Origin of the sequence: Fructobacillus fructosus KCTC 3544, assembly GCF_001438695.1 — a bacterium.
In the GTDB taxonomy this organism is placed as follows: Bacteria; Bacillota; Bacilli; order Lactobacillales; family Lactobacillaceae; genus Fructobacillus; species Fructobacillus fructosus.
Genome location: NZ_JQBH01000003.1, coordinates 1 through 17,203, shown reverse-complemented (window position 1 = coordinate 17,203; position 17,203 = coordinate 1). Strand labels below are relative to the sequence as shown.

At 44.6% G+C, this 17,203-nt stretch carries 17 protein-coding genes and 1 tRNA gene; 11 read left to right on the top strand and 7 right to left on the bottom strand.

Going from position 1 to position 17,203, the window contains the following annotated elements; translation table 11 throughout:
• The first annotated feature begins 31 nt into the window (after nucleotides 1-31).
• Entirely contained in the window at nucleotides 32-1,357 is a 1,326-nt protein-coding gene (gene eno, locus IV71_RS01925; protein WP_010690443.1) for a phosphopyruvate hydratase, read from the top strand.
• 96 nt (nucleotides 1,358-1,453) lie between these two features.
• Entirely contained in the window at nucleotides 1,454-2,029 is a 576-nt protein-coding gene (locus tag IV71_RS01920) for a DNA-3-methyladenine glycosylase I (protein ID WP_010690442.1), read from the top strand.
• 45 nt (nucleotides 2,030-2,074) lie between these two features.
• On the opposite strand, the gene IV71_RS01915 is transcribed toward IV71_RS01920, so the two are convergent.
• Nucleotides 2,075-2,146: transfer RNA gene (locus tag IV71_RS01915), tRNA-Arg, on the bottom strand.
• Nucleotides 2,147-2,164: 18 nt separating this feature from the next.
• Complete coding sequence (locus IV71_RS01910) at nucleotides 2,165-2,800, bottom strand: YigZ family protein (protein WP_010690441.1); 636 nt, start codon at nucleotides 2,798-2,800, stop codon at nucleotides 2,165-2,167.
• Nucleotides 2,801-2,862: 62 nt separating this feature from the next.
• Here IV71_RS01910 and IV71_RS01905 point away from each other — a divergent pair, with 62 nt between their 5' ends.
• From IV71_RS01905 to IV71_RS01875, 7 genes are all read left to right on the top strand, one after another.
• Nucleotides 2,863-4,128 (top strand): helicase-related protein, encoded by a 1,266-nt coding sequence (locus IV71_RS01905; RefSeq protein WP_010690440.1) that lies wholly within the window; start codon nucleotides 2,863-2,865, stop codon nucleotides 4,126-4,128.
• A 104-nt stretch (nucleotides 4,129-4,232) separates the two neighbouring features.
• Nucleotides 4,233-4,826 (top strand): phosphoribosyltransferase family protein, encoded by a 594-nt coding sequence (locus IV71_RS01900; protein ID WP_158534682.1) that lies wholly within the window; start codon nucleotides 4,233-4,235, stop codon nucleotides 4,824-4,826.
• A 176-nt stretch (nucleotides 4,827-5,002) separates the two neighbouring features.
• Nucleotides 5,003-5,986 (top strand): rod shape-determining protein, encoded by a 984-nt coding sequence (gene mreB, locus IV71_RS01895; protein ID WP_010690438.1) that lies wholly within the window; start codon nucleotides 5,003-5,005, stop codon nucleotides 5,984-5,986.
• Between the two features lie 11 nt (nucleotides 5,987-5,997).
• A complete protein-coding gene (locus IV71_RS01890; RefSeq protein WP_010690437.1) occupies nucleotides 5,998-6,207 on the top strand; it encodes a DUF2969 family protein in 210 nt (69 codons plus the stop codon).
• A gap of 70 nt (nucleotides 6,208-6,277) precedes the next feature.
• On the top strand, nucleotides 6,278-7,489 hold the full coding sequence (locus tag IV71_RS01885) for an FtsW/RodA/SpoVE family cell cycle protein (protein WP_010690436.1): 1,212 nt from the start codon (nucleotides 6,278-6,280) through the stop codon (nucleotides 7,487-7,489).
• A 9-nt stretch (nucleotides 7,490-7,498) separates the two neighbouring features.
• Nucleotides 7,499-8,488, top strand: a complete 990-nt coding sequence (locus tag IV71_RS01880; protein ID WP_010690435.1) for a DUF2785 domain-containing protein — start codon at nucleotides 7,499-7,501, stop codon at nucleotides 8,486-8,488.
• A gap of 40 nt (nucleotides 8,489-8,528) precedes the next feature.
• The gene (locus IV71_RS01875) at nucleotides 8,529-9,677 is read left to right on the top strand and encodes a D-alanine--D-alanine ligase family protein (protein ID WP_010690434.1); all 1,149 of its coding nucleotides are present in this window, start codon (nucleotides 8,529-8,531) and stop codon (nucleotides 9,675-9,677) included.
• A 34-nt stretch (nucleotides 9,678-9,711) separates the two neighbouring features.
• On the opposite strand, the gene IV71_RS01870 is transcribed toward IV71_RS01875, so the two are convergent.
• The 4 genes from IV71_RS01870 to rpsD all read right to left on the bottom strand — a co-directional run bounded on the left by IV71_RS01870 (nucleotide 9,712) and on the right by rpsD (nucleotide 12,970).
• Nucleotides 9,712-10,158, bottom strand: a complete 447-nt coding sequence (locus IV71_RS01870) for a universal stress protein (RefSeq protein ID WP_010690433.1) — start codon at nucleotides 10,156-10,158, stop codon at nucleotides 9,712-9,714.
• A gap of 356 nt (nucleotides 10,159-10,514) precedes the next feature.
• Nucleotides 10,515-11,813, bottom strand: a complete 1,299-nt coding sequence (locus IV71_RS01865) for a replication-associated recombination protein A (protein ID WP_010690432.1) — start codon at nucleotides 11,811-11,813, stop codon at nucleotides 10,515-10,517.
• Between the two features lie 65 nt (nucleotides 11,814-11,878).
• Nucleotides 11,879-12,247, bottom strand: coding sequence for a DUF1694 domain-containing protein (locus IV71_RS01860; protein WP_010690431.1), 369 nt, complete (start codon nucleotides 12,245-12,247; stop codon nucleotides 11,879-11,881).
• 111 nt (nucleotides 12,248-12,358) lie between these two features.
• Nucleotides 12,359-12,970: a 30S ribosomal protein S4 gene (rpsD, locus tag IV71_RS01855; protein ID WP_056995000.1), complete on the bottom strand. Its 612-nt coding sequence runs from the start codon at nucleotides 12,968-12,970 to the stop codon at nucleotides 12,359-12,361.
• 340 nt (nucleotides 12,971-13,310) lie between these two features.
• On the opposite strand from rpsD, the gene IV71_RS01850 reads away from it, so the two are divergent.
• On the top strand, nucleotides 13,311-15,014 hold the full coding sequence (locus IV71_RS01850; protein ID WP_010690428.1) for a septation ring formation regulator EzrA: 1,704 nt from the start codon (nucleotides 13,311-13,313) through the stop codon (nucleotides 15,012-15,014).
• A 38-nt stretch (nucleotides 15,015-15,052) separates the two neighbouring features.
• Here IV71_RS01850 and IV71_RS01845 read toward each other — a convergent pair whose 3' ends face one another.
• Nucleotides 15,053-16,459: an APC family permease gene (locus tag IV71_RS01845; protein ID WP_010690427.1), complete on the bottom strand. Its 1,407-nt coding sequence runs from the start codon at nucleotides 16,457-16,459 to the stop codon at nucleotides 15,053-15,055.
• 106 nt (nucleotides 16,460-16,565) lie between these two features.
• On the opposite strand from IV71_RS01845, the gene IV71_RS01840 reads away from it, so the two are divergent.
• Nucleotides 16,566-17,126, top strand: a complete 561-nt coding sequence (locus IV71_RS01840) for a guanylate kinase (protein ID WP_010690426.1) — start codon at nucleotides 16,566-16,568, stop codon at nucleotides 17,124-17,126.
• Nucleotides 17,127-17,203: the final 77 nt, after the last annotated feature.

Here is a 17,203-nt window from a genome sequence, read left to right as displayed (position 1 = left end):
AATAACCCACAGACAAAAGGAGAACAACTAAATGTCTTTGATTTCAGATATTATTGCACGTGAAGTTCTGGATTCCCGTGGAAACCCTACGGTTGAAGCCGAAGTAATCACTGAAGTTGGTGGTTTCGGACGTGGTATCGTGCCATCCGGTGCCTCAACTGGTGAACACGAAGCTGTTGAATTGCGTGACGGTGACAAGAACCGTTTCGGTGGTAAGGGTGTTACGAAGGCTGTTGCCAACGTTAACGGTCCAATCGCCAAGGCTTTGGTTGGTAAGTTCGACGTAACTGACCAACGTGCCATCGACCAAGCAATGATCGATTTGGATGGAACGGCTAACAAGGGTAAGTTGGGTGCCAACGCCATCTTGGCCGTTTCAATCGCTGCTGCTCGTGCAGCTGCCGATGAATTGGGTATGCCTTTGTTCTCATACATTGGTGGTATGAACTCATACGTGATGCCAACGCCAATGATGAACGTTATCAACGGTGGTGCACACTCAGATAACAAGGTTGATTTCCAAGAATTCATGATCATGCCTGTTGGTGCTCCTTCAATCAAGGAAGCCATCCGTTATGGTTCAGAAACTTTCCACGAATTGAAGAAGTTGTTGGCCGCTGACGGCAAGGCTACTTCAGTTGGTGACGAAGGTGGATTTGCTCCTGACTTCGCTAACAACGAAGAACCATTGCAGTACTTGATCAAGGCCATTGAAGGTGCCGGCTATAAGCCAGGTAAGGACATCGCCATCGCTGTCGATGTTGCTTCTTCTGAATTGTGGGATGCTGAAAAGCAAAAGTACGTTTTGCGCTGGTCAACGAAGGAAGAATTTGCTACGGCAGACTTCATTAAGTACTTGGAAGACTTGGCAGACCGTTACCCAATTATCTCAATCGAAGATCCTATCGACGAAAACAACTGGGATGACTGGGCTGAAATCACGAAGGAACTTGGCAAGAAGGTTCAATTGGTTGGTGACGACTTCTTCGTTACAAACACTGAATACTTGGCTAAGGGAATCCGCATGGGTGCCGCTAACTCAATCTTGATCAAGGTTAACCAAATTGGTACGATGACTGAAACTTTGGATGCCATCGAAATGGCTAAGGAAGCTGGTTACACGGCAATCGTTTCTCACCGTTCAGGTGAAACGGAAGACACGACCATCGCTGACTTGGTTGTTGCCACAAACGCTGGCCAAATCAAGACTGGTTCAATGTCACGTACTGACCGTATTGCAAAGTACAACCAATTGATTCGTATCGAAGAATTGCTTGGTGACACGTCAAAGTACAAGGGTATTCACGCCTTCTACAATTTGTCAGCACAAGCTCGTGAAGCAATTCAAGCAAAGTAATTGCTTTAAAAAAACGCTCCGTATGGAGCGTTTTTTTATTTGTTTTCGTATAATTAGTTGAAAGCTGTTCAAGGGTGTTTGAAAAGGAGGGGAACGATGTTGCAACGGTGCCGCTGGGTGACAAGTGGGATGCTGAGTCAGGAACTGATTGATTACCATGATAAAGAGTATAGCCGACCAGTTCATGACGAACAGGTAGCCTTTGAATACTTGGTGATGGAACTGTTTCAATCCGGGTTGTCTTGGCAGACGGTTTTAAAAAAGCGTGTGGCCTTGAAGGAAGACTTTGCGAACAATGACATTGCGAGAGTTGCCGCCTTTGGTGCTGATGATATTGCAACCCTCATGCAGGATCCTCGAATTATCCGAAACCGTCGTAAGATTGAGGCGGTCATCCACAATGCACGGATTATTGTGAACTGGCATGCGGAGGGAAGACGCTTCATTGACTTTTTATGGTCCTTTACAGAAGGGAAAAGTGTCGATATTGGTCCTGAAGATGGGGAAAAGTTACCGGCCAGCACGACTTTATCAAAGGAGGTTTCAGCAGCGCTTAAGGATGCTGGCTTCTCCTTTACGGGTCCAGTCGTCGTTGAATCGCTGTTGCAAGCTGTTGGCATTCATAATGGCCACGATCAGGGCTGTGCCTGGCATCATTTGATGACAAAATAAAAAGAGGAGGAGCTGTTTGCTCTTCCTCTTTTTATTTTCATAGTATGCGCGATCCGGGAGTCGAACCCGGATTGCAAGAACCGGAATCTTGCGTGCTATCCATTACACCAACCGCGCGAACTATGTTATTATAACCTACTTTTTTGGAATTTCCAAGTAACTCTCGCCAATCTTTTTAAAGGTAATGCGCCCTGCAAAGCGGTTTGTAAGGGTTTCTTCGAAAGTTTTTATAGTATTTGGGTCGACGGCCACTTGGTGATGGACAGCGGTATCAAAAGTCGTGTCAATCAGGGGATAGGCTTCCTCCTTTATCCAGTAGGTTAATTCGTCATTATTGGCGTAATCAACGGTTAGCTCAAGCACGGTCCGATTGAGCCGTTCAACCAATCCAAGGGCTTCAAGGCCTTGGGCTGTCGTCCCGGCGTAGGCACGAATTAAGCCACCTGCTCCAAGCTTAATTCCCCCGAAATAGCGAGTGACAACGGCCAAGACGTTGTGAACGCCTTGCTTCTGGAGAACTTCTAGCATCGGAACACCGGCTGTGCCGGATGGTTCACCATTATCGGAGTAACGCTTGATCTCATCGTTATCACCAATAACGTAGGCAAAGACGTTGTGAGTGGCCTTGTAATGTTCTTTATTGACCTGTTCGATTTTTTCTTTCGCTTCTTCTTCGCTATTGACCCGCGCAAGGTAAATCAAGAAGTCTGATTTTTTAATTGTTTGTTCCCAGTGACCTTCCTGGGGTTTTAGTAAGTAAAAGTCTGCCATATTTCGTATTATAACATGAAGCAATCGGATGCGAACTGCTTTAGGATGGATGGGATGAACAAATGAACTTAGAGGAATTTTATGGTCGGTTAGTAACCTGGCCAAAAGCACGCGAATGTCCCGAAGGTACTGTGGCGATGCCCTCTCTACTGAAAGGGCGCTGTGGCCGTTGTGGTGGTCGAACAAGGGCCACGCTACATGGGAAGCAAAGCTATTGTTTGGACTGTTTAACGATAGGACGTGTGTCCACACTGGATAAGTTACTAACGGTGCCGGAGCCAAATGACTTTGAAACAGTTGGCACGATGCATTGGAACGGTCAACTAACTGCAAAACAGGAAAAGATTAGTTGCCAGCTGATTAAGAATTACAGCGAAGGAGTCGACCAGCTGTTATGGGCAGTAACAGGTGCTGGCAAGACCGAGATGCTTTTTCCGTTAATTGGACAGTCATTAAAACGGGGGCTACGCGTTGGCTTTGTTTCACCAAGAGTTGATGTAGTGCTGGAACTTGCTCCCCGAATACAAGCGGCTTTTTCGGTATCATTACAGGTTTTATATGGTGAACAAGAAGAACCCTACCGATATAGTCAATTAGTGCTTGGAACTGTCCACCAATTATTGCGTTTTTACCAGGCCTTTGATCTATTGATTATTGATGAAGTGGATGCCTTTCCATACCGCGGTAATCGCCTTTTGGAACGCGCTGTGAGGCGGTCAGTAAAGAGTAGCGGGCATCTGGTCATGTTGACGGCCACGCCCTCCAAACGACTCCTTGACAAGGTCAAAGAACGAGGCGGGCGGTTACTTATGCTACCTGAACGCTTCCATGGGCAGCACCTTCCTGAGATTACGTTACATGTTCATGCAAATTGGGAGAAACGGTTCTCCAGGCGATTAAAACAGTTGTTACTTGGATTTGAACGACAGGAGTTACCATTCATCATCTTTGTTCCAAAGGTTCGTCATTTAATCCCTGTTTTTAGACACGTCACTGCCATGGTCCCTAGTAACGGTACTACGGTTCATGCCAACGACCCGGATCGTTTGAAAAAAGTAGCGGACATGCGTGCCGGCCATTACCGTTACTTAGTGAGCACAACCATCCTTGAGAGGGGAGTGACGCTACCGAAATTACAAGTTGTGATATTGGGGGCGGATGATCCGACTTTTACAAAAGAGGCCTTATTACAAATGGCTGGTCGTGTCGGGCGCTCGCGTGTTGCAACAGAAGGGGTAGTGTTCGCGGTGGCTTCTGGACCAGCCCGTACGATTCGCGCGGCCCAAAAAGAGATTCGACTATTAAATGAAAAAGCAGGGATGGATTGATGGAACAATGTTTACTGTGTCAGCAATCGCTCACAAGCGAATTAACCTTACTCACCTTATTAACTGGTTATCGGGGCGCACAAGAGCAATTTTGTCAGACTTGTTTGCAAAAATTTCAGGAGATTACTGGTCCAATCTGTCCGGGCTGTGGTCGAATGAGCGGGGATGCAAGACTTTGTCAGGATTGTCAAACCTGGCAGGACAAGGGAGAGACACTGATTGAAAATCGGGCGCTTTATGTTTATAACCAGCAAATGAAGGATTACATGGCGCGCTACAAGTTTATTGGTGATTATCGGTTGCGTGTGTTGTTTAAAGGTGGAATGAGAAAACACATCTGTCGACGAGTGCGTGCTGAGAAGATTGATATGGTTACGTCCATCCCCATCAGTAGTCAGCGGCTGCAAACACGCGGTTTCAACCAAGTGCATGTTTTTATTCCAATCAGTAAGGGATTTCTTGAACCACTGACCGTTTCTGACAATCATAAAGTCGATCAGTCATCTAAAACACGAGTCGATCGACTTCAAACGACACAACCCTTTGAATTTAAAGAAGGAATGGAACCACGGATTAGGGGGCGACGGATCCTGTTAGTTGATGATGTTTATACGACGGGGCGAACCCTTTATCATGCGTCGGCGCGATTAAAAAGTGCGGGAGCGGCCGCCGTATTTTCAATAACGTTGGCACGGTAATGGAGGTCGTTTGTGTTAGGAAATAATCATTGCTTTTTGACCAAGAACCCTTAAGAAATCCTTATCTTTCGCCTGAAAGTTGGTCTTTCTTAGCTCCAAATATGGTATAATCGAAAGGATTGTAGGGGAGTATTTTGACTCTCCTCAGGTAACCTATATTTTGGAGAAAATGAACCATGGCAAGAGATATTGGAATTGATTTGGGAACAGCCAATGTATTGATCTATGTTGAAGGCGAAGGCGTGGTCTTGAATGAGCCATCCGTTGTTGCCGTTGACGATAAGACAGATCGTGTGTTGGCTGTCGGTGCTGAAGCTTATCGGATGGTTGGCCGTACACCAGGAAACATTCGGGCCGTTCGTCCGTTGAAGGATGGCGTCATTTCTGACTTTGACATCACGGAAGCGATGTTGACATACTTTGTGAACAAGTTGAACGTGAAAGGCTTTATGTCAAAGCCAAACATCATGATCTGCGCACCAACCAACATTTCTGAAATTGAACGTAAGGCAATCATCCAAGCAGCCGAAAAGGCCGGTGGTGCAAAGGTTTATTTGGACTACGAACCAAAGGTTGCCGCTATTGGTGCCGGACTTGATATCTTCAAGCCAGTTGGTTCAATGGTTATCGATATGGGTGGTGGAACTTCTGATATTGCCATCTTGTCACTTGGTGATATTGTTGTTTCCGAGTCTATCCGTGTTGCGGGTGACCGCATGAACATTGATATTGTTAACTACTTGAAGCGCGAACATAACTTAGTGGTGGGAGAGCGCTCAGCTGAAACGATTAAGATTGAAATCGGTTCGGCATTGCCATCCGAAGAACCAAAGACGATGGCGGTTCGTGGTCGTGATAACTTCCAGGGAATGCCACAGACCATTACGGTTAATGCAAACGAGATTGAAACTGCCCTTCATGAAACGTTGGCTCAGATTGCCGATGCTGCTCACTTGGCTTTGTCAAAGTTGCCACCTGAATTGGCAGCGGATATCATTGACCGTGGTATCATGTTGACGGGTGGTGGTGCATTGCTTGACGGAATTGATAAGTTCTTGGCTGACCGTCTTGAAGTGCCTGTTTTCATCGCAGAATCACCTTTGGATAATGTCGCAAAGGGAACGGGTGCATTGCTTGAACACATGAAGGCTAAGGGTTAAGGAGTTTTTGAATGTCAAAGAAAAATCAGAGCTTTGCTGTTTCGCTAAAAAATGAAGATAAGCTTTTGAAGGTATTCGTTGATGATCAAGAAATCGGTCAGATTGAAGAAAACCAAGGTTCCTTTGTTGGGACATTGGGCAAGCAAGTTGTGATTGCTGCGGCACAATCTGAGGATGAAGCTTTGCAAACCATGTTGGCTTCCTATAACCTTTACTATTAATTTTTAAAAGAATCCTTTGCTTCGGCAAGGGGTTTTTGTACATAATGACTTCACAATAAGGGAGAACATGATGCAACGTAGAGCTGCTCATCAATCGAATCGAACATCTGCCTCAGAGCTTGACTGGGGGATGATTCTGGTATTGATTTTGCTGATGTTAATCGGCCTTTATTCACTATACTTTGCCATTTTAAACGGTGGGAAAGATGCTTCGCCCCTTCGGGCAATTATTATGCAGCTGCTTTATTGGGCGGTTGGAGGAGTAATGATTGCCTTTATTATGCGATTCGATGCTTTTCAACTTTGGCGGCTAGCACCAATCGCCTATGGTCTAGGGATTGTCCTATTGATTGGCGTGCTCTTTTTCTATAACCGTGCGTTAGCAGCTTCCGCTGGGGCCAAGTCTTGGATTGCTTTTGGACCAGTTTCACTGCAGCCCTCTGAGGTGGTCAAGCCTGCTTTCATCCTGATGTTGTCGAAGGTGGTTGCCAATCACAATCGACTTTATCCAGAGCACACGACGGATTCTGATTGGTTATTGATTGGAAAAATGGTTGGCGTCTTTTTGCCAATTGCGCTTTTGATTGCCTTGCAAAACGATTTGGGAACGCTTCTGGTTTTCATTGCTATTTTAGGTGGTATTACCATTGTTTCTGGCGTTACTTGGCGCATTCTTGGACCAATCTTGATTGCTGCCGGTACGCTTGGCGGTGGCATGCTTTTCTTGGTGACTTCGTCCATCGGACGCAGTATTCTAGGAGCGTTTGGCTTTCAGGCTTATCAATTTGCTCGAATTGATGCATGGCTACATCCCGGTCAGGATACCTCTGATACAGGTTATCAGACTTATCAGAATTTGAAGGCCATTGGCTCAGGACAGCTTTTTGGTTCTGGTTTCGGTAACATGAAAGTCTTTGTCCCAGTCCGTGAATCGGATATGATTTTTTCCGTTATGGGAGAATCCTTTGGTTTTGTCGGTGGCGCCTTTTTGATTGTGGTTTATTTTCTTTTGCTTTACTTAATGATTCGAGTGACTTTTAAAGTGCGAAACTCATTTTACGCCTACATCGCCACTGGTGTTGTTGTCATGGTGCTCTTCCACGTATTTGAAAATATTGGGATGAACATTGGTTTACTTCCGCTTACTGGTATTCCATTGCCATTTATCTCGCAGGGGGGATCGTCACTGCTGTCAAATATGATAGGGGTTGGTTTGGTTATGTCGATGTCTTATCAGCAGCAAAGTCGTACTTTTAACGAATCAAATGATTTCTCTCTCTAAGGTTGCTGTATGAATCAATTAACAACGATTGCAGAAAAACAAAGCATTTTACTTCGACAACTCCATGCCGGCGATTTATTCGAGTCTTTGCCTGACTTACTGCGGGCGATTCGTGAAGAACTGGTTTATGAAAAGGCGACGCCGGTTACACCCGTACTGGGGGCCGATGAATCTTTGGCGCAAATGACCACCTACCAAAAACAGTGGAATCAGCTTGAAGAAGGGCAGGTTGCTTATCTTGAGGATGCTGATTTACGTCGCTTTGTTGCCTTACTTTCTTCACCGGATGAATCGGTTCGTGATACAGGCACTTTCTTCTTTTTAGGGAACGCCATTCAAAACGGGCATCTAAGCAAGGCTCAGATGATTTGGCTCACTGAGGAACTAATGGCCGATAACCGACTGTTTGATCATCTGTTGGAAGAAGAAAACGAAGCAGCTTATTACCGTTCGTATTGCCTCGCTGTTTTAGCTATTTTGTTGAATGAGGACGCTGTTCGAGCAGACCCTTTCATCTCAAATAAGCTTTTAGAGCACATTCTCTTTCAAATTGGGATTTATCTCCTTGCTGAAAAAGATACACGTGGTTTTGTTGAAGAACACGGTTGGGTTCATAGTTATACCCATCTAGCTAATGTCCTTGGCTTACTTTTTGAACGAAAAGACTTAAAAAGGGCGGATAAACTCTACCTTTTGGCCTGCTTAATGACCAACATGCGAACCATTAATACGCCGTTAACAATGGGCGAAATGGGTCGCTTAGTCGGTACCGTGCTGCAACTAAGCAAGCAACACCAGTTGTATGCCGATTATTTTTTGTTAACGTTAAAGCTTTGGCGACAGGACTTGGTTAACGAACCCTTTGCTCAAAGTCGGGCGAGCTGGCAAATGTTATATAACCGGGTGGATTTTTTTCAACAAATTTTGGCTTATGGGCCAACTGCTTCTCCCGAAATTATTTGGGAATATGCCCAAAATACGAAAAACTATCTTTCATAAACGTTACTCATCAACTTGATTGTAGAAAAGGAAAAAGGTTATGGCAAAACAACACGTCGTTTTACTCTTTGGTGGAAATTCTTCGGAACACGATGTTTCAAAGCGTTCTGCGTATAATTACTATAAGGCATTAGAAAAAACTGGAAAGTACGCTCTTTCGGTTGTCGCAATTGCCCAAAATGGTTATTTTTTGGATCCCGACCGTTCCATGAAAATCATGATGCAAGAAGAGGAACAGCCATTGGTTGATTCCTACATGGCAGAATTGAAGGAACAGGGGATTTTGTCACCCATCAAGGCCTTAGAAACACTGCCAGCGATTGATATTTTCTTCCCCGTTGTTCACGGTAATCTAGGAGAAGACGGGACCTTACAAGGACTGTTCCGTTTGTTGGACAAGCCCTTTGTTGGCGCTGCTCTCCGTGGCCATGCTGTTTCATTTGATAAGGTGCTGACGAAGGAAATTTTGACTCAGAATAACATTCGGAATACAAAGTACCTGGTGACTTATGCTTTTGATAAGCAACCATTAACTTGGGCAAAGGTGCAACAAGAGTTGGGGTCTGTTGTCTTTGTTAAGGCGGCGAACCAAGGCTCTTCAGTTGGTATTTCCCGTGCAGAAAATGAAGCCGAATTTGAGGCAGCTTTGAAGGATTCTTTCCAATATGACCACAAAGTTTTGGTGGAAGCGGCCGTTAACGGCCCACGGGAGTTGGAAGTTGGTGTCATTGGAAACGATGAGATTCTGGTTTCTGAAATCGGGGCTCACCAGGTACCCGATCAGGGTGGTGATGGCAAGGGCTGGTATGATTACCATTCTAAGTTCGTTGATAACTCTTCCGTTGCCTTTGAAATTCCAGCAAAGTTACCAGCAGCCGTTACGCAAGAAATCAAAGAAATGTCAGCCAAGGCATACCGTGCACTGAACTTGCAGGGAGAGGCCCGAATGGACTTTCTGATTGATGAAGACAACGTGCCGTATCTAGGGGAACCTAATACGTTACCTGGCTTTACTAACATGTCTTTGTTTAAGCGCCTTTGGGACTATTCCGACATCGACAATGCTAAACTAGCTGATTTGCTTGTGCAGTATGGATTCGATGCTTATAAGAAGTCCAAGGAGATTTCATATTCATTCGAGTCATTAGGTGAAGAAAAAGTCGGAACCTTCAATGGGCAAAAAAAGTAAAAAAAAAGAAGACCGTTAGGTCTTCTTTTTTTGGTTATTTTTCGCGGACAACAAGCACATCCACTTGGCTGATTCGAGTGACATAAGAAGTGACAGAACCAACGACTAGTCGTTCCACGGCATTTAAACCGGTGGCACCGATGATGACCAGGTCGGCATGAATTTCTTCCGGGATATCGTGGGCTAGAAGTGCCTTTGGTGAACCGTAATCGATACGGTAATCAACCGTTTCAATCCCGGCGTCTTTTACTTGTTGCTGATACTTTTCAAGCATTTGCCTTGCGTCTTCAGTGACGGTGTCAATCATGGAATTGTCAAAGGCGGAAATGTTATGGATGGCCCGTGTATCAATCACGTTGGCGAGCATGATTTTTGTCTTTTTGCCATCAGCATTTGCTAATGTAATGGCACGGTGTAAGGCAGCTTCGGACTCCTTTGATCCATCAATGGGTACGAGAATCTGTTGGTAAAACTGTGACATGGTTTTGTCCTCCTTATTTGCCCCTAGTATAAGCCAAAGTAAGAAAAAAGAACAATAAAAAAAGCCCACCCGCAAGTGGACTCGTAGGTCATGCCTACGATACTTCCTTGGTACCGTTAATCGCTGCTCAGATTTTCCTCGAAGTTATCGAGGTGGGTGATGCACCTTAAGAAATGTCTACCAAATGAGAAGGCTTGACATTCCGTTCGGGATTCTCGCCCTAATAAAAAGGTTGTAAGGAAAAAGCTGGTATTGCAGCAACGCGTATACCGAAGTATTCGTATCTAGTATAAGAAAAAAATGTTTAAAAAAACAGTCTTGACATGCCTAGAATTTTGTTTCGACAATGTTGACAGTCATTTGGCATTCTTCAAACCCTTGCTTTGGTTCTTCTTCAGATTTTCGTTGACGTCTTTCAACTGTTGTTCAAAAGTCGAATTGCCCTTTGGCTGGAAGTAACGGTCATTCTTAATGGCATCTGGTAGGTATTGCTGAGCCACCCAATCATTATCAAAGTCGTGCGGATAAACATAGTCATTTCCGTGGCCGAGCTTGGACGCACCGGAATAATGAGCGTCCCGAAGATGGGCGGGAATCTTTTGGGCCTTGGAGCGGCTGGCTTGCGCTAAGGCGGCATCCATTGCTTTGTAAGCAGCGTTCGACTTTGGTGAAAGGGCCAGCTCAATCACAGCATTGGCTAGCGGAATCCGTGCCTCAGGTAAGCCTAATTTTTCGGCTGTCTGAATTGCTGTAACGGCACGAAAGGCGGCATTTGGATTGGCCAAACCGATGTCTTCATAAGCAATCACCGTCAGACGTCGAACTAAGATGGGTAAATCGCCTGCTGCAATTAATCGAGCGGTATAGTGAAGGGCGGCATCAACATCAGAGCCGCGGATGGACTTTTGCAAAGCAGAAATAACATCATAGTGGGCGTCTCCGTCTTTGTCTGCCACTAAGGCTTGTTTTTGAGACGTTTCTTCCACTACTTCGAGCGTAATCGGAATCACACCTTTTTTGTTTTCTTTTGTGGAAAGAACGGCCAGTTCGAGTGAATTGAGCGCAGATCGAAGATCACCATTGGTTGCTTGTGCCAAGTGTTCTTTGGCTTCATCCGTGATTTGGACAGGATAGTGACCAAGACCGTTTTCTGAATCAGCCAGTGCTCGGTCAATGGCTTTTTTAATATCCGCTGTTGCCAACGGATGAACCTGAAAAATTTGGGTTCGGGACCGAATGGCTGGGGTGACGTTCAGGTATGGGTTTTCAGTTGTTGCCCCAATTAAAATAATCGCGCCCGATTCGAGATGGGGGAGAAGAAAGTCCTGCTTCACCTTGTTTAAACGATGAATTTCATCAAGTAGTAAAACAACAGTGCCAGACATTTTGGCCTCTTCTGCAACGGCTTGTAAATCTTTTTGAGAATCAGTTGCCGCATTGAGAGCACGAAAGGCAAAGTTTGTTGAACCGGCGATAGCAGAGGCAATGGATGTCTTTCCTGTTCCTGGTGGTCCATAGAGAATCATAGAGGACAGTCGCTTGGCTTCAACCATACGCCAGATAATTTTATTTGGACCGACCAGGTCTTGTTGCCCAACGATGTCGTCGATTTTTTGTGGACGCATTCGGTAAGCTAGTGGTTTTTGTCCGGTCATGGTTGTCCTTTCTTGCTATTAAATAAGCAGACTTATATAAAAGTATCACTTTAGAAACGATTTTCTTAGAGTTCAATGTGTTCAAGGTTAACTGCCCCGTGGTCAGCTAAGACAATCGCATAGGGATCTTCAGTTTGCTTGCTTGTTTCGTTATTTGAAAGTAATGAATACTGATTACCTGATTTAATGGCAAGTTGTAAATAATCAATGTAAGCAGCACCCGCGTGATTCTGGTCGATTAGCAGTGTGGCGTTTGGGTATTGTGTTAATTTATCGGCTAACACCTGTTTGGCTTGTTCAGAATTAACTTGGGAGGTTTTGATTGCCAAAATCACTCGCTCACGATAGGTACCTAGATAGAGTCGTTTCTCGTCAGGCTTAAGGCTAGGGCCGTTACCTGTTTGGTTTTGTTCGAGTCGTTCGTTGACATCCATGTGCATACTCCTTTGTTTCTTCTGCCGTCTATTATACGTAAAAAGAATAGTAGATACAAAAAAGCCGCTGCATTGCAGCGACTTTTTGAAACAACCAATTGTGATAAAAAATTATCCCAAACGGTTGTAGTATTCGACGATCAAAGCTTCGTTGATGTCGGCATCAAGTTCTTCACGTTCTGGCAAACGAACAAGCTTACCTTCCAACTTTTCCTTATCGAATTCAACGAACTGTGGACGTGAAACCACTGATTCGATGGCGATTTGGATAGGAACGATGTTCTTTGACTTTTCACGAACAGAGATCACTTGGCCAGGTACCACTTCGTATGAAGGGATATCAACGCGCTTGCCGTCAACCAAGATGTGGCCGTGGTTAACCAACTGACGTGCTTGTTGGCGCGTCGTTGCCAAACCGAGACGGTAAACCAATGAGTCCAAACGACGTTCGAGCAAGATCATGAAGTTGGTACCGTGAGTACCTTGGCGGATCTTACCAGCCTTGTTGAACAAACCGTGGAATTGACGTTCAGTCAAACCATAAGTAAAGCGCAACTTTTGCTTTTCGCGAAGTTGAACACCATATTCAGAAACCTTACCGCGACGACCTTGTCCGTGGTCACCAGGGGCGTAGGCACGACGTGCCAATTCCTTACCAGTTCCTGAAAGAGAAACACCTAAACGACGTGAAACACGCCACTTTGGTCCAGTATAACGTGACATATATATGTCCTCCAAAATGTAGTTTGCTGTACATTTGAGGGCCTGCACCAGATGCGTGCAACGTCGATTGATTCGTTTCTCAGAAACCGTAGCTCAGTTCTTACTAACGAGTTGGGACGTTGTTGACGCGCTTCTTTGCAGACTGCTACCAATACAACTCTGATAAGTATACCAGTTAGAAGTTGCGATGGCAAGGTTTAGAAAGAATGGACCGCCTTTCTTCCTACTTTACTTAGGTAAAAAGTTAAGAAAAGTCTAAAAGCTTTTATTGAAGTAAGCATTATTAATGAAATAGTGTAAAGTTGTGGTAGAAGATTAGAGATAAGAAGAGGGCAACACCATGTGGATTATCATTGGAATTATGCTTGTACTGCTCGTTTTTGCAGCGGTTTCTTGGGCAATTATGGAGCAGCGTAAGGCCGCCGGACAAGTGGCTGATTTTGAATTAGCCAAAAAGGCCCTCTTGAATGAGCATGTTGACCAATCAATTAAAGAGGCTAAAAAGATTTCATTGTCTGGGCAGGCGTTGAAAGAATATGAAGCGATTCAAGGACAGTATTCCTATTTAAAGAAGACGCTTTTTGCACAAATGGATCAAGTACGCGTAGAGGCGGAGCGAAAAACTGCTGGGTTAAACGTCTGGGCAACGAAGCATTCCTTGCGTAAACTCTTAGCGTTGACGAAGGAAGCTGCTCAAGTACAGGCAAGTATTAAAGATGGCTTGAATAATCTTTATAAGCAAAATGAACGTCATCACGCGATTATTCATCAATTGCATGAGGAACGTGCTGTTATCTCGAAACGCATTGAGGACGAACCTGAGAACTTTGGTCCTTCAGCCAAGGCCCTTATCGACTTTGTTAAAGATGGCGAAGATAACTATCAACGTTATTTGGATTTGGTTGAGCAGGGTGAAGCCGTTGAGGCCTCTGAAGTCTTTGAAACACTCGGTATGGAAGCAGGGCAGTTGACGCACTATTTGCAGTCAATTCCGTTAATTTTTGTACAATTGAACCAAAAATTTATTGAACAGATTCAAGAGATTGTTTCAGGTAAGGCTGATTTAGAGAAACGTGGGGTTATTTTTGACAATCAGCTTGTTCAAGCCGATTTGGAAAGAATTGATCAGGATCGATTAAAAGCGCTTGATGCGCTTGAATCACTTAAAATGAAGGAAGCAACTGATTTGCAGTTGCGTCTTAATCAAGAAATCCAGGATTTGTATGATGTTTTGGAAAAAGAATTAAATGCCTACCGACTGTATTTTAAGCAGCAAGAAGTCGTCCAAGAAGCCTTTGACCGAATTTCAGAACAAAACCATTCCTTGATGATTGAATTGGCTTACCTCAAAGGACGCTTTCAATTTGCTAATGATGAAGATGGTCAACAACAGGGATATGCTAAGGAAATTGAAGACTTAGTAACTGGCCAACAGGAAGTGTCGTCAGCTTTGTCAGATAAAACCATGACTTATTCGGAAGCCGTTGCTCGTCAAGAAAAGTGGTTAACGGTGATGCGGGAGCTGGACCGGGATCAAGTGGCACTGTATAAGCAAATTGAGGCTTTCCAACCGGCTTTGAAATCTGCTAAAACCTATTCAGATGACTACATCGGCCAGTTGAAGGACTTGAAACGTTCGCTCGAACGTCGTGATTTACCAGGCCTTCCCAAGCTTTTCTTGGATCATTTCTTTGCTCTATCGGACGAAATGGCCCGTCTTGATACAGCGGTAAACGCCTCACAGGTTGATTTGGACGCCGTCCAACGTCAAGTTAACATTGTTTCTTCTGACTTGGATACATTGAAAGAAGAAGCAAAAGTCGTTGCGGAGCAGGCAGACTTGTCCGTTGCCCTTATGCAATATGCCAGTCGCTATGTGGACGAGAATGGCCAAATGGCGCAAGCCTTACAGAAGGCTTCGAAGTTGTACAATGATGAATTCGATTATGCTGCCGTTATTGGCGAAATCAAACCGGTACTCAATGAAATCGAGCCCGACGCCTATGCGCGCTTGGTTGCTAACCAAAATTCAATTGAATTGTAAAAAAAAGAATCCATTTCGTGGATTCTTTTTTTGAATTCTTATTGGTCTTGGTTGATAGCAGAATGCTTAATGCCGTATAGGAAGTACCAAAGTAAGCCAATGATGACCCAGACGAGGTACAGCTTCAAGGTAGCCAATGGCAGGCGAATAATTAAGAAGAGCGATAGAGCCGCTGAAACAGCAGGTAATACTGGATAAAGAGGCATTTTGAAACCATTGTGCTTCAAATCCTTTCGGCGACGTAGGAAGAGAACGCCGAAGGAAATAAACATGAAGGCGGTTAAGGTACCAATGTTAATTAGGTTTGTTAACGTGGAAAGTGGAATAAAACCGGCCAGAACTGATTCAACCACAACGGCCAAGATAATGGCGTTTTTAGGAAGATGTTGTCGATTGACTTTTCCGAGAGTGCGAGGCATCAAACCATCACGGCCGAATGAGTAGGCTAGTCGTGATGAGGCGAAAATCAAAGCCAGGATGGCTGTGAACATTCCAATCAAAGCACCAATTGTAATCACGACGGAAAACTGCGTCTGCTTAATCGTTTGCAAGGCGAAGGCAGCAGGATCATCAACACCTAATTTTTTATAATTAACAATTCCCGTCAATACAATGGCAAACAGCGTGTAAAGTGTTGACGAAATGACAACCGTCCCGAGAATACCACGTGACATGGTTTTTGTCGGGTTCTTTACTTCTGCAGCATGGGCAGCAATGGTATCAAAGCCAAGGAAGGAGAAGATGATTGATGCGGTTGCTGCCGTAATTCCGCCTAGGCCCCAAAGACCAGTTTGGAATTGCTTAGGATAAAAGTCAGCGTAATTAGCAGGTTTAATAAAGAAAAGACCCCCAACAATGAAGAGTAAAATGATACCAACCTTCAAAACAACGCCGGCGTTCTCGACTTTCTTTGACTGGGATAATCCGGCAAAAAGAATGAAGGTAGCCACAAGAATGACGAGGACGGCCATTAAGTTTACGAAGCCTCCCTGTTCAGGACCCGCCTGTAGCGTCTGTGGTAAAGAAAGGCCAACTTCTTTTAGCAGTGAGTTGAAATAGGCTGAAAAACCGGTTGCAATGGCTGAAACAGCTAAGAAATACTCCAAAATAAGCGACCATCCGAGTACCCAGCCAATGACTTCACCGTAAATGACAGAGCCATATGAGTAGGCGGAACCGGCAACGGGCATGGCAGAAGAGAACTCTGCAAAGGCCATGCCGCAAATGCCAGAAAAGACGGCAGCGAGTAGGAAGGCGATGGCAACGGCCGGACCGGCGTTGTTTGCAGCTTCATGTCCGGGTAGAATGAAAATTCCAGATCCGATAACGGTTCCAACGCCCAAGCCAATCAAGTCCTTAGTCGATAAGACACGGGCCATTTGGCCGTCTTTTTCCAAGTAACCTTCCACTGATTCCTTTTGGAAGGCACGTTTCACAAGATTCATGTTTTTTCTCACTTTTTTCTAATATTGGTTACTATTGTAGCAGGTCACTTTTCGCTTGTCGATTTTTAATGGTAGAATAGGCCAATAATAAAGGAGTTAAAAAGTAATGGAAAAGCGTGTCATTGTACTGATGGGACCGGCTGGGGCCGGTAAAAGTTCGGTTGCTTCTTATTTAAAAAAACGGTGGGGAATTCCACAAGTGATTACCCATACCACTCGCCAAATGCGAACTGGTGAAATAAACGGTCGCGATTACTATTTTGAAAGCCCAACTTCCTTCAAAAAGAACCATTATTTAGAGAAAGTCGAATACTCAGGTCATCAATACGGTTCCTCTCACGAGGGATTGCTTGCTGGTTGGCAACAAAATCAATTGATTTCCATTGTATTGGACACAAAGGGTGCCGCGACGTATCGCCAAGAGCTCGGGCAAAGAGCTTGGCTTTGGTACATCACGGTCTCTGACGTTACGGTACTAGAAAAACGTCTTGAAAAGAGGGGCGACCAATCAGCAGCAATCCAAAAAAGATTGCACTCAACTGAATTCAAAAGAGACCTCGCCCTTCCAAAAATCTTGAAAAATGATGCAACCGTTGTGATTAATGATGATTGGGAAGAAACAAAAAAGGTTATAGACGCACTGGTTGAGGGCTTTGAAAGTGACTAAACCTTTTCTTAAGAATTTTCTTCAAAAAAAGCATTGACCAAGAGGAAGAAAGTCAGTATACTAATTATTGTTCCTTG